At 69.1% G+C, this 12,580-nt stretch carries 13 protein-coding genes and 1 tRNA gene; 9 read left to right on the forward strand and 5 right to left on the reverse strand.

What is annotated here, in order from left to right:
- Nucleotides 1-105: 105 nt before the first annotated feature.
- Nucleotides 106-957, reverse strand: coding sequence for an SDR family NAD(P)-dependent oxidoreductase (locus KLK06_RS40800; RefSeq protein ID WP_214641042.1), 852 nt, complete (start codon nt 955-957; stop codon nt 106-108).
- 185 nt (nt 958-1,142) lie between these two features.
- On the reverse strand, nt 1,143-2,534 hold the full coding sequence (locus KLK06_RS40805) for a cytochrome b N-terminal domain-containing protein (protein ID WP_214641043.1): 1,392 nt from the start codon (nt 2,532-2,534) through the stop codon (nt 1,143-1,145).
- A gap of 129 nt (nt 2,535-2,663) precedes the next feature.
- On the opposite strand from KLK06_RS40805, the gene KLK06_RS40810 reads away from it, so the two are divergent.
- Nucleotides 2,664-3,254 carry a TetR/AcrR family transcriptional regulator gene (locus tag KLK06_RS40810; protein WP_250906783.1) on the forward strand — a complete coding sequence of 197 codons (591 nt, stop codon included), beginning with the start codon at nt 2,664-2,666 and terminating at the stop codon, nt 3,252-3,254.
- 143 nt (nt 3,255-3,397) lie between these two features.
- Nucleotides 3,398-3,796 carry a peptidase inhibitor family I36 protein gene (locus tag KLK06_RS40815; protein ID WP_214641044.1) on the forward strand — a complete coding sequence of 133 codons (399 nt, stop codon included), beginning with the start codon at nt 3,398-3,400 and terminating at the stop codon, nt 3,794-3,796.
- Between the two features lie 28 nt (nt 3,797-3,824).
- Here KLK06_RS40815 and KLK06_RS40820 read toward each other — a convergent pair whose 3' ends face one another.
- Complete coding sequence (locus tag KLK06_RS40820) at nt 3,825-4,541, reverse strand: GntR family transcriptional regulator (RefSeq protein ID WP_308168683.1); 717 nt, start codon at nt 4,539-4,541, stop codon at nt 3,825-3,827.
- A gap of 14 nt (nt 4,542-4,555) precedes the next feature.
- Nucleotides 4,556-5,098, reverse strand: coding sequence for a GntR family transcriptional regulator (locus tag KLK06_RS40825; protein ID WP_214641046.1), 543 nt, complete (start codon nt 5,096-5,098; stop codon nt 4,556-4,558).
- 227 nt (nt 5,099-5,325) lie between these two features.
- Between KLK06_RS40825 and KLK06_RS40830 the strand changes: the two genes are divergently transcribed.
- Nucleotides 5,326-5,658 carry a hypothetical protein gene (locus KLK06_RS40830; RefSeq protein ID WP_214641047.1) on the forward strand — a complete coding sequence of 111 codons (333 nt, stop codon included), beginning with the start codon at nt 5,326-5,328 and terminating at the stop codon, nt 5,656-5,658.
- 71 nt (nt 5,659-5,729) lie between these two features.
- Nucleotides 5,730-5,987 (forward strand): hypothetical protein, encoded by a 258-nt coding sequence (locus tag KLK06_RS40835; RefSeq protein ID WP_214641048.1) that lies wholly within the window; start codon nt 5,730-5,732, stop codon nt 5,985-5,987.
- 57 nt (nt 5,988-6,044) lie between these two features.
- Here KLK06_RS40835 and selD read toward each other — a convergent pair whose 3' ends face one another.
- Complete coding sequence (gene selD, locus KLK06_RS40840; RefSeq protein ID WP_214641049.1) at nt 6,045-7,049, reverse strand: selenide, water dikinase SelD; 1,005 nt, start codon at nt 7,047-7,049, stop codon at nt 6,045-6,047.
- Between the two features lie 71 nt (nt 7,050-7,120).
- On the opposite strand from selD, the gene KLK06_RS40845 reads away from it, so the two are divergent.
- The 5 genes from KLK06_RS40845 (at nt 7,121) to KLK06_RS40865 (ending at nt 12,562) form a co-directional block, all read left to right on the forward strand.
- Nucleotides 7,121-7,213, forward strand: a tRNA-Sec gene (locus KLK06_RS40845).
- Nucleotides 7,214-7,225: 12 nt separating this feature from the next.
- Entirely contained in the window at nt 7,226-8,518 is a 1,293-nt protein-coding gene (selA, locus tag KLK06_RS40850; RefSeq protein ID WP_250906784.1) for an L-seryl-tRNA(Sec) selenium transferase, read from the forward strand.
- Entirely contained in the window at nt 8,518-10,299 is a 1,782-nt protein-coding gene (gene selB, locus KLK06_RS40855; RefSeq protein ID WP_214641050.1) for a selenocysteine-specific translation elongation factor, read from the forward strand. Before selA ends, selB begins: the two co-directional genes overlap by 1 nt.
- A 71-nt stretch (nt 10,300-10,370) precedes the next feature.
- On the forward strand, nt 10,371-11,282 hold the full coding sequence (locus tag KLK06_RS40860) for an MIP/aquaporin family protein (RefSeq protein WP_284735277.1): 912 nt from the start codon (nt 10,371-10,373) through the stop codon (nt 11,280-11,282).
- Nucleotides 11,283-11,293: 11 nt separating this feature from the next.
- Nucleotides 11,294-12,562, forward strand: a complete 1,269-nt coding sequence (locus KLK06_RS40865) for an alcohol dehydrogenase catalytic domain-containing protein (RefSeq protein WP_374197179.1) — start codon at nt 11,294-11,296, stop codon at nt 12,560-12,562.
- The last annotated feature ends 18 nt before the right edge of the window (nt 12,563-12,580 follow it).

Genomic DNA, 12,580 nt, shown 5'->3' on the forward strand with positions numbered 1-12,580 from the left:
AGCCGTACAGCTCACGCACGCGCGACCGGGGGCACCTCTATTACTGGGGGCGTGCGTCGGGCTGAGAAGAACGACGCGGCTCAGGTCTGAAAGCTCAGACCGGGGTCACCGATCTTCTTGATCGAGCTTGCCGTGAGCCTCCGTTGAAAGGTCCTGCCAGTCGGCCCAGGTCTTGAGCCGGTCGGCGTAGATCTGCTGGATCATCGGGTAGAAGCCCTTGCCGAAGAGGATCCGCAGGGGCGGGTTGTCGGAGTCGACGATCTTGAGGAGGGCTTGGGCCGCGGCGGCGGGGTCGCCGGTGGGCTGCTTTCCGGTGAATTCGGCGAGGCGCTGGCGGAGGCCGTCGTAGATCGGGTCGGGCTCGGCCATGTGGCCGTTGGCGAGTGGGTCGGGGTTCTTGCCGGACCTGGTGGCGAAGCCGCCGGGTTCGACCACGGTCACCTTGATGCCGAAGTCGGCGACCTCTTGGGCGAGGGATTCGTTGAGGGCTTCCAGCGCCCACTTGGAGATGTGGTAGGCGCCGCCGAGCGGCATCGCGATGAGCCCGGCCGCCGAGGACAGCTGGATGATGTGCCCTGAGCCCTGCTCGCGCAGGTAGGGCAGTGCGGCCTGAATGACCCACACCGCGCCGAACACGTTGGTCTCCAGCTGGTCGCGCAGGTGCTGCTCGGTCAGCTCCTCGATCGCGCCGACCTGGGCGTAGCCGGCGTTGTTCACGATGACGTCCAGACGGCCGAAGTGTTCCATGGCCCGCTTGACGCTGTCGAAGACGGCGGCCTTGTCGGTCACGTCCATCTCCAGCGGGAGCACCGCGTCGCCATAGGCGGCGACCAGCTCGTCAAAGCTTGCGGTGTTGCGGGCGGTCGCGGCCACCTTGTCGCCGCGCGACAGGGCGGCCTCGACGAAGCTGCGGCCCAGACCGCGCGACGAACCGGTGACGAACCAGACCTTACTCATGATGTCTTCCCGTTCTTTTGTTGCTGGCTGTTGAACGCGGTACCTGGTCGACCATGAGACGCCGACGACCTGATCCCTGTGGTTGCGCATCTAGATGACGTGCGCAACAGATAGGCGGGTCCCGACCTCGCTGATCTGGCCGCACCCTCATTCGACCAGCCGCCCCGTCGAGTCCAGGTCGGCAGTCAGTGTTGATCGGCATGGATACCTCCGTGTGCGGGCAGTGCGGTGGCCGCCTGGTGGACCTCGGTGTATTCCCCACGGGCCGAACGGCGGATGATGCCGGTCTCGACCCCGTGCGCGCGCTGTTCGCGGCCTTGGGCCTGCAGGGTCAGACAGATGCGGCGGGTGACCTCAAAGACCACGGCCGGTCCGGCGACGACCGCGATGCGGAAGAACCAGGTGACCGCGAACAGGGACGAGCTGAAGTGGTAGGCGAACTGGTCGTTGGCGGCCGCAGCCCACAGCAGGCCGTAGAAGGTCATGCCGGCGGCGCCCAGAGCGGTGCGGACAGCGGCCTCACGGGGCCGATCCAGGGGACGGCGGACCCCGCTGTCGCCGGTGAGCCGGCGTTCGATGAGGGGATAGGCCGCCAGGACGGTGAAGAAGCCGCCCGGCACGACAAGAGCAGGGATGAGGACCGACAGAGTGAGCGGGTGGCCGGCGACGATGGGTTCCCAGCTGGGCATGATGCGGATGGCGCCGTCCAGGAAGCCCATGTACCAGTCGGGCACCGCGCCCGCGCCCGTTGTGCCCGGCCGGCTCGGGCCGTACAGCCAGATGGGGTTGATCTGCGCGACGGTGCCCAGCAGGGTCAGCACGCCGCAGGTGGCCAAGAACAACGCCGGCGAGCTCAGCGGCGGCAGCTGGGCCGCGCCCGGGTAGTGGGTACGGCCGTGCCGCCGCAGCAGCCCACGCCGGACGATGAGAAGCCCGATCATGATCACTGGAACGAGCAGCACGTGCAGCCAGTAGAACAGCGGGATGACCTGCTCACCGGGGACGGCTCCGCCGAAGAGCAGACCGGTCAGGTAGGTCCCGGCGAAAGGGATGGCCTGGGTGACGCCCTGGATCAGCGCGAGGCTGCCACCGGACAGCAGGTCGTCGGGCAGGATGCCCCCGGTGACGCCTGCCACGATGCCCAGGACGAACAGGCCGACCCAGATCAGCCAGTTCAGGCCGTGCGGACGGCGGAAGGCGCCAGTGAAGAACAGGCGTAACAGGTGCAGGCAGACGGCGGCGATGAGGATCAACGTGGCCCAGTGGTGGACCTGCCGCATCAGCAGACCACCCCGCACCTCCAGGCTGACCTCCAGTGTGGAAGCGAAGGCGCGGCTGACCAGCACACCACGCAGCGGGGTGTGACCGCCCTGGTAGATCACCTGGGCCATGCCGGGGTCGTAGAAGAAGGTCAGGAAGGCTCCGCTGACGAGCAGCACCACCAGGCTGTAGACCGCCATCTCCCCGAACAGGAACGACCAGTGGTCCGCACGGCTCCGCGGCCGCGCCCCCACCAGGTGCGCAAGCCGTACAACTTTGCTGCGACCGGGCCGGCGATGAGGTTCAAGCGAGCCCATGGGTGGCCTCCTGCTGGGGGTAACGGCTGGACCAGATCGGCACGGCACGGATCGTGCCGTTGAGGGATAGCGTGCTCAACGGATGCGCACTTGTCAACACGGCACGTGCCGTTCCGATAAGGTGGCGGCATGACCGCCCGCCGCGCCACTCGTACCGACGACCGGACCGAAACGATCATGCGGGCCACGCTGGACCTGGCCCGAGAGGCCGGCTACGCCAAGCTCAGCATCGAGGCCGTCGCGACCCGGGCCGGCGTCGGCAAACACACCGTCTACCGCCGCTGGCCCTCGAAAGGCCTGCTGTTCCTCGACTCGCTCCTGTCGATGAACGAGCCCGTCCTCGACTATCCCGACACCGGCGATGTCCTGGCCGACCTGCGCCGGCAGATCTACGAAGCGGTAGACCTGCTGGGCAATCCACCGTGGGGCCCGCTCTATCAGGCCCTGGTGGGCGAGGCCCAGCACGATCCAGCGGTAGCCGCCGGCCTCAACGAACGCTTCATCCGCCCGCAGACGGACAAGACCATCGCCCGTCTCCAGGCGGCCCAAGAACAGGGACAGGTGTCACCCGACTTCGATCTCGACCTGGCGATGGAGATCCTGTCGGGCCCCTTGTACTTCCGACTGCTGATCACCCAGCAGCCGATTACGCACGCCCACATCGACGGCGTACTCCAGGCACTCTTCGCCGGGATGAGCCCCAGACCGCAAACGCGATAGAGGCCGATAAGGCGGCCGCAGGACTCGCTCGGCTCGACTTCGGCGTACGCACTGCGTCAGGTGGGAGGAAGTGGACAGTCGGAACAACCACCGACTAACGTGATCTTCCCCTTACTGACTCCTGCGTGTGAAAGAGGAAATTCGTGCGGAAACCGGCCTCTGTCGCGCTGCTCGCATCCCTGGTCCTGGTCATCCTCCCGGGTGCGTCCCCAGCCGAGGCCGACACCCCGGCGGCCACACGTTACTTCTGCCTCTACGAGCACGACGACTTCAAGGGCGGGAAGTGGTGCATCACGGAAGGCGGCTACAAGGAGCAGAAGAAGGACCCCAGCCTGTCCAACAACTACTGGGCGGGCACGTCACGCCCGGTCAACAACGGCACAAGCTCGGTAAAGAACGGCACCAACTGCTTGGTATGGCTCTACGACGCCAATTCGTACGGCGGCGACTCCTACTACTCGGACGGCAGGTCCGAGGACTCCGATGTGACGAACAACCACTTCGACAACAAGGCCTCCTCGCTGCACATGGATTGCTCCTAGGCCCTCCGGCTGTCCGGGTCCGGGTCCGTCAGACTGCGATCTGGTGGTATGACAATTCGTAGAGGTGCCCGCCCTTGATCAGCACCGACGCTTCGACCGGCCGCTCACCGTCGCTGTAGATAACACGGAACTGCCGAAACACCGGCACATCAGGTGGGAGATCCAGTCCCTGCACCTCCGTTTCGGTGGGCTGCCGAACGGAGATGCGATCTCTGAAGTGGCGCTGCGGATACCCGAGGTCGGCCAACGCCTGTGGCGCGCCACCGCGGATTCTTCCCCGGCCGGCCAGCGGGCTTCCTGCCGCGATGCTTACCGGGTAGTAAGACCATGACAGCTCCACAGGAGCGCCGCCATGCAACAGCAGCCGGTGACGCATGACGACCAGATCGTCACCGCCGACTTCGAACGCCGCAGCAACGTCGCTGGGCGGTGTTACCTGCCCGACCTTCAGTAGCTCATAGCTGTATTCACGAGGACTTGGGGGCTCATACGCGCTTGCGTCGACGACATGCGGCCGCCTGTCGCGGATGAACACGCCCTTTCCCGCGTGGCCGCGTACGAATCCTTCGTCTTTCAATGCCTGAAGGGCGCGCTGGATCGTCGCGTTCGCCGCATGGAAACGTGCCACCAGATGTGGCGTGGAAGGGAGTTGCTCGCCCGCCTTCAGGTCACCAGACATGATCTCCGCACGTAGTTCTGCTGCGATCTGCTGATGGCGCGGACGAGAATCCAGCCGCCTACCCACGATTGCAGGTCCCCTCACTTGATGATCATCTGATAGCGCAACTCGCGACCGTGGGCCACCATCGTCATCACGCTGACCTCGATCGGCGTTCCGTCGCCAGCTCGAACGATGCGGGTCAGGACCAGAACCCAGTCCTCTGGCCGGAGTTCGAGCGCCTGTCGCTCCGTCTCGGTCGCGGGGCGGGCTTGGACGGCCTCTTCCGCGCTGTGCGGGTGGTAGCCGAGCTGGGCGAGAAGGGTGGGAGCCCCACCAGGGATCTTCCGCATCTCGGCAAGCCGAGTGCCACGGGCGATCGTCGCCGGGTAGTAGGAATCGGCGAGCTCTGTCGGCTGGCCGTCCGCGAGCACGAGACGGCGGCGGACGAAGGCGGTCTGATCCGCGGCCAGTCCGAAGGCCCGCGCGACTTCCTTCGGCGGATGGACCTCTTCCACGGCCTGGAGGTGATGCGTCCCAACCTTGCCGTGCTGGGCGGCTTCCTCTGCCCATGCATCAGGCTCTCCGGGACGCCGCGGCCGCACGTAGGGCGCGGAAACGCTGACCCAGCTCGCGTCTTCCATGCGCTCCTCCTTCGGTCACGAAAGGCCGTTCAGGAGCCACCGTACCGGGTCGGTGGCAGCCCAGACCGATCAAGGGAAGCCGTGACGCACGGATGTCGAAATTCTTGATGCCTTTCGCGAATCGCAGTAAGGTTAGATCCAAGTCGATCGAGCCGCAAACGACTTTGCCGCCGCCTGGTCACATCCGGGCCGTCAGTCCTCAAAGAGGCCGAAGGGGTGGAGAAGAAATGCTTCTCAAGCCGTCGATGATCGCGCTCAGCCCTGCTCAGAGCGCACATGCCCTTCGGCATGCCCTGGCTGATCAGGGCATCACTTCCGACATTCACGTCGGCTACGGGCTCGCTCTGGTGTCGGTGTGGGTCAGCCTCGTGGTGTGGTGCGACGGCAACTGGTTCTGGTGGCGGGTGGGCTGGAACGATCAGCGCAAGCGAGTCTTGTACGCCCGGCATCCAGCAGACGAACCCGTTCGAGCCGGTCGGCGGGTGGCTTTCCGATACGAAGAGGTCTGCCGACACCATCCGCACTCGGAGTTGATCGTCGATGTCGTCTCCTCCACCTGATCGGCAGGAGACAGCGTCCGGTGAGTACGCCATGGTCAAGGTTCGGCTGTCGGGCGGTGATCGTGGACTTGATGCACAGTCCCGCGTCCTCTCGGAGGTTCGCCTCGCTGCTGATCGGGCGGCAGGGCACCGTGGTGAGCATTCTGCGCAACGGCACGCTGGCCTTGATCGCGCTCGAGGGCGAGTCCGGTGAGTTGCCCGGCGGGGTGCGGCGATGGTCTGTCCACTGGGACGACCTGCAGATCGACTCGGGGGTGAACGGGCCTGAGAAGGCTGTTGTCCAGCCACAGCATCCCGTACAGGCTGGTGACGTCGACCACGGCTCATGAGCCGCAAGCCCGCGCATACTCGGTAACGTCGGCTGCTGGGGTATGAGCCTTATGCGGTCAGCGGAGTCGCAGGTGGGGGCCGTCCAGGGGGACCAGTTCGCCGATGACCGGCACGCCGGGGATCTCACCGGCCACCAGCAGGCCGCCGGAGGTCTGGGCGTCGGCGAGTAGCAGCAGGTCGTCCTCGCCGAAGCCGCCGGGATCGAGCCACGGACGGACCCAGTCGAGGTTGCGGCGGGTGCCGCCGCTGACGTAGCCGTCGCGTACCGCCTCGCGGGCCCCTTCCAGGTACGGTACGGCGGCCACGTCCACCACGGCCGTGACGCCGCTTGCCCTGGCCAGCTTGTACAGGTGGCCCAGCAGGCCGAAACCGGTCACGTCCGTGGCGCACCCCGCTCCGGCGGCCAGCGCGGCCCGTGAAGCGTCGCGGTTCAGGGCGGTCATCGCCGCAATTGCCTGCGGGAACACCTCGGCGGTCGCCTTGTGCCGGGTGTTGAGCACTCCGATGCCGAGCGGTTTGGTGAGGGTGATCGGCAGCCCGGGCCGGCCGCCGTCGATGCGCAGCAGGCGCTCGGGATCGGCCAGGCCGGTGACCGCCATGCCGTACTTCGGCTCCGGGTCGTCGACGCTGTGACCGCCCGCGACGTGGCAGGCCGCGGCCCGGGCCACGTCCAGGCCGCCGCGCAGCACCTCCTTCGCCAGCTCCAGGGGCAGCTTCTCCCGGGGCCAGCCGAGCAGGTTGACCGCCACCAGCGGCTCCCCGCCGACGGCGTAGACGTCCGACAGGGCGTTGGCCGCCGCGATGCGGCCCCAGTCGTAGGGGTCGTCCACGACGGGGGTGAAGAAGTCGGCGGTGGCCACGATCGCCCGGTCGCCGGCGATGCGGACCACGGCGGCGTCGTCCCCGTCGTCGAGGCCGATGATCAGCTCTCCTGTGGCGCCGGGGTCACGTAGGTGGAGGTTCGCCAGCACGGCCTCCAACTCGCCTGGCGGGATTTTGCAGGCGCAGCCGCCTCCGTGCGCGTACTGCGTCAGCCGGACCGTCTCGGTCCTGTGTGTCATGGCGTCCTCGGGTGGCTCGCGACGGGTGTGGCGCTTCAGGCCATACCCGCTGGTCAAGTAGGTTCTCCCTTGGAGGCGTCTGGGTGCCTGGTGGCCCCCGCGGTCTTCAAAACCGACGAGGCCGAGGTCCTCGGCCTGGCGGGTTCGATTCCCGTCCGCCTCCGTCTTATTTTCGAATGGTGGACCCACGAAGGCACGTACCACGTACCGATGCCGTGCTCGCCGATCCGCGGCTGGTCGCGGCGGGCGGGCGGCTGGGCCGGTCGGTGGTCAAGGACGCGGTGACGCGGGCGCAGCAGCGGGCGCGGAGCGGCGAGATCAGTCCCGAGGAGGTCGCCGACATGGCGGTGGCGGCGCTTCCGCCGCAGGCGGCGAGCCTGCGGACGGTGATCAACGCGACCGGTGTGCTGGTCCACACGAACCTCGGCCGGGCGCCCCTGTCGTCAGCCGCGATCGAGGCGGTGGCCGCCGCGGCCGGTGCGGCCGACGTGGAGTTCGACCTGGAGACCGGTGCGCGGGCCCGTCGCGGGCGGGGTGCGCTGGGCGCGCTCGCCCGGGCCGTGCCGGGTGCCGAGGATGTGCACGTCGTCAACAACAACGCGGCCGCGCTCGTGCTGGTGGCGACCGTACTGGCCGCCGGGCGGGAGATCGTGATCAGCCGGGGCGAGCTTGTGGAGATCGGTGACGGGTTCCGCATCCCCGACCTGCTCGGCTCCACCGGGGCGCGGCTGTGCGAGGTGGGCACCACCAACCGCACCTCCTACCAGGACTACGCGGCGGCCGTGGGGCCGGAGACCGGATGCGTGATCAAGGTCCATCCGTCGAACTTCCTGATCGAGGGCTTCACCGGCTCCGTCGAGGTAGGGGAGCTGTCCGGGCTTGGGGTGCCTGTCGTGGCCGACATCGGTTCCGGTCTGCTCGTTCGCGAGCCGCTGCTGCCCGACGAGCCGGACGCGGCGACCGTACTGGCGGCTGGGGCGGATCTGGTGACGGCGAGCGGTGACAAGCTACTCGGCGGGCCGCAGGCGGGACTCCTCCTCGGGCGCCGTGACCTGGTCGAACGGTGCCGACGGCACCCGCTTGCCCGCGCCCTGCGGGTCGACAAGCTGACGCTGGCCGCGCTGGAGGCCACGCTCCGGGGTCCCGCCGTGCCCGTTCGGCTGGCGCTGCATGCCGATCCGGCCGCACTTGGCGACCGTGCCGCGGTGCTCGCCGGGCGGCTCGCCGACGCGGGTGTTGACGCGCGGGCGGTGCCGAGCCAGGCCGTCGTCGGGGGTGGCGGGGCGCCCGGTGTGACGCTGCCGAGCGCCGCCGTGAGCCTGCCCGAACGGCTCGCCGCGCCGCTGCGGACCGGTGAGCCGCCGGTGGTCGGACGGGTCGAGGGCGGGCGGTTGCTGCTCGACCTCCGTACCGTTCCTGGTGAGCGCGATGAGGACGTGGTGCGCGTGATCCTCGGGGTGGGCGGCTGATGTACGTCGTGGCCACGGCGGGGCACGTCGACCATGGCAAGTCCACGCTGGTGCGGGCGCTCACCGGGATGGAGCCCGACCGGCTGGCGGAGGAGCGGCGGCGCGGGCTGACGATCGAGCTGGGGTACGCGTGGACGACGCTGCCTTCGGGGCGGCGGCTTGCCTTTGTGGATGTTCCGGGGCATGAGCGGTTTCTTGGGACGATGCTGGCTGGGGTTGGGCCGGTGCCGGCGGTGATGTTCGTGGTGGCTGCGGATGGGGGGTGGATGCCGCAGTCGGAGGAGCATCTGGTGGCGTTGGAGGCTCTCGGCGTACGGCATTGCCTGCTTGTGGTGACCCGAGCGGACCTCGCCGACCCGGGGGCGGCCCTCGAACAGGCACGCACTCGCCTGACCACGGCGGTGCTCGAGGCTGTGGTGGTGAGCGGGCGGACCGGACAGGGGCTCGGGGAACTGCGGGAGGCGCTGGACCGCCTGGTCGCCCGGCTTCCCCCGCCCGATGCGGAGGCGCCAGTGCGGCTGTGGATCGATCGGGCGTTCAGCGTGACCGGTAGCGGGACGGTCGTGACCGGGACCCTGCCTGCGGGCACCATTTCGGTGGGTGACGAGCTGGCGCTTGGTGGGGAGTCGGTGCGGGTGCGGGCGTTGGAGGCCCTGAAGGAGCCGATGTCCTCGGTGGCCGGTGTCGCCAGGGTGGCGGTCAATCTGCGTGGCCACGGACTGCCCGAGCGCGGCCAGGCGCTGGTCACACCCGGCCGGTGGACGTACACGGACCTGGTCGACGTCCGGATCTCCCCGGTAGGGGGCCGCCGCGATGCCGGGGAGGAGTGGCGGCTGCCTCGGCGGCTGATCGCGCACATCGGGTCGGCGGCGGTGGGGTGCGAGGTGCGGATGCTCGGTGGGCGCGTCGTACGGGTGCGCCTGGCCCGCCCGCTCCCGCTCCACCTCGGAGACGTGCTGCTGCTGCGCGACCCCGGCCGCGACCGGGCAGAGGTACGGGTGCTGGCGGGGGCGAGCGTGCTCGACGTACGCCCGCCGGCGCTCGGCCGCCGGGGCGCGGCGCGGGCGCACGCCGCCCGGCTGGAGTCGGCGGCACCGGACGCCGCCTCCGCCCTGCGCATCCACCGGCTGCTACGCGCGGCCGACCTGATCGCGATGGTCGGCACGTCCAGCGCGGACACCAAGGTCGGTGCGCTCAGCGCGGGACCGGTCTGCGGGGACTGGTACGCCGATCCCGAGTACTGGGCCGAGTTGGCCGAGCGGCTGACGGCCACGGCGAGGCGGTACGCCGTGGAACACCCGCTGGAGCCCGGCATGCCGCTCGAAGCCGCCCGCCACGAGCTCGGCCTGCCCGACCGGCAACTGGTCGCCGCGTTGGTGCGGCCGCCGCTCACGCTCGCCGAGGGGCGGATCATGACCGGGCCCGCCGGCCTGCCCGCGCCGGTGGTTCGGGCGGTCGAGCGGCTGAGGGGGGAGCTGGCGGCGCACCCGTTCCAGGCGCCGGAGGCCGGGCGGCTGGCCGAGCTGGGGCTGGGCTCGCGGGAGGTGGCGGCGGCCGTACGGGCCGGGCGGCTGCTGCGCGTGACCGACGGGATCGTGCTGCTGCCCGGCGCGGACGCCCGGGCGGCGGAGGTGCTGAGCCGGCTGCCGCAGCCCTTCACGGTCAGCCAGGCCAGGAACGCCCTCGACACCAGCCGGCGGGTCGCGGTGCCGCTGCTCGAACACCTCGACCGGAGCGGGCTCACCCAGCGCGTGGACGAGGCCCATCGCCGCTGTCTCTGACACAGCTCCTTTTCAGGGTGTCAGGTATATATTCGAATTTGGGGATAAACCATCGTCATCGGGGGGTTGCGATGGTTAGAGACCTGCCGCGACGTCTCGTCGCGGAAGCCATCGGAACGATGTTGCTGGTTCTCTTCGGTGCCGGCTCAGTGGTGGCCGCGCTGGTGATGGGGAACGGCCGGTTGGACTATGCCGGGCTCGGCATCATCTCGCTGTCGTTCGCCATCGTGGTCGCGCTCGTCATCTACGCGTTCGGCACCACGTCAGGCGCGCACATCAACCCGGCGGTCACCATCGCCCTGGCCGCGGGACGCAGGTTCCCGTGGGCCGAGGTGCCGTTCTACATCGTCGCCCAGCTCGTCGGCGCGTTCGCCGGTGGCCTGCTGATCGTGGGTGGGTTCGGCCGGCGGGCGGTCACCCAGGGCGTCGGGTTGACCGCGCTCGCCCCGGGCGTGAGCTATGGGCAGGGCATCCTGCTGGAGGCGTTGGGGACGTTCCTGCTGCTGCTCACGATCATGGCGATGGCGGTCGACCGGCGGGCGCCGTCCGGCTGGGCCGGTTGGATGATCGGGCTGGCCGTGGCGTGCGAGATCTTCGTGCTCGGCCCGCTGACGGGCGGCTCCGTCAACCCGGCCCGCACGTTCGGGCCGTACCTGACGACCAGTCTGTTCGGCGGTAGCGCGCCATGGGCGCTGTACGGCGTCTACGTCGCCGGCCCGATCATCGGCGCCGTGCTGGCTGTCGTGGTGTACGACCTGGTGGCGCGCCCGGCCCGCGAGGTGCCGGAGATGGTCGAGCAGGGCACCGCCGGAGAGATCATCGGCGCGCGGGGGCCGCGGAGCGAGATGGCCGAGGCCGCGCAGGAGGCCGCGCAGGGTGCCGCGGGTGACATTCCGGCGGCCCGGCAGCCGCACGACGAAGAGATCCGTGACCGGGTGGGGCACGGCGGCCGCCGCCGCTGGCACCTCGGACACAGGAGGTGATCCGTGACCAAGTGAGCGAACGAACATCCGTCACTTTCGTACAAGGGAGGGATCGTCATGCCCGGCAACAGGGGCGTGTCGTACGACGGTCCAGGCAAAGTCGAGGTACGCCAGACCGACTATCCCGAATTCGAGCTCAAGGATGGCCCGGGCGTCAACCCGGCCAATGTAGGACGCAAACTACCGCACGCCGCCATCCTCAAAACGGTGGCGACGAACATCTGCGGCAGCGACCAGCACATGGTCCGCGGCCGCACCACGGCTCGCAGGGCCTCATCCTCGGCCACGAGATCACCGGAGAGGTGGTCGACACCGGTCCCGACGTGGAGTTCATCAAGATCGGCGACCTTGTGTCGGTACCGTTCAACATCGCCTGCGGCCGCTGCCGCAACTGTAAGGAGGGCAAGACCGGCGTCTGCGAGAACGTCAACCCCGACCGGCCCGGTTCGGCGTACGGCTACGTCGACATGGGCGGCTGGGTAGGCGGCCAGGCGGACTACGTCCTGGTGCCCTACGCCGACTGGAACCTGCTCAAGTTCCCGGACAAGGACCGGGCCATGGAGAAGATCCTCGACCTGGCCATGCTCGCGGACATCTTCCCGACGGGGTTCCACGGCTGCGTGAGCGCGGGGGTGAAGCCGGGATCGACCGTCTACATCGCCGGGGCCGGCCCGGTCGGGCTCGCCGCGGCGACCTCGGCGTTCCTGCTCGGTGCCGCCGTGGTCATCGTCGCCGACCTGAACAAGGAGCGACTGGACCAGGCGCACACCTTCGGCTGCGAGACCATCAACGTGGCCCTGGGCGAGCCGAAGGACCAGATCGAGCACATTCTCGGCGAACCGGTGGTGGACTGCGCCGTCGACGCCGTCGGCTTCGAGGCGCGCGGTCACGGACACGAGTCGGAGGAGGAGCATCCCGCCACCGTGCTCAACACGCTGATGGACGTCACCCGGGCGGGTGGCGCGCTCGGCATTCCCGGCTTGTACGTCACCGGCGACCCCGGTGCGCGCGAGGAGTCGGCCAAGCACGGTTCGCTGTCCATTCGGATCGGCCTCGGCTGGGCCAAGTCGCACTCCTTCGTCACCGGCCAGTGCCCGGTCATGAAGTACAACCGTCAGCTCATGATGGCGATCCTGAACGACCGGGTGCAGATCGCGAAGAACGTCAACGCCACGGCGATCCCGCTGGACGAGGCGCCGCGGGGCTACCACGAGTTCGACGAGGGGGCCGCGCGCAAGTACGTGCTCGACCCGCACGGCATGCTCGCCAGGGCGTCCTAGCGACACTGCGAGCGGTGC

The sequence above is a fragment of the Nonomuraea sp. NEAU-A123 genome (assembly GCF_018603905.1).
Taxonomy (GTDB): domain Bacteria; phylum Actinomycetota; class Actinomycetes; order Streptosporangiales; family Streptosporangiaceae; genus Nonomuraea.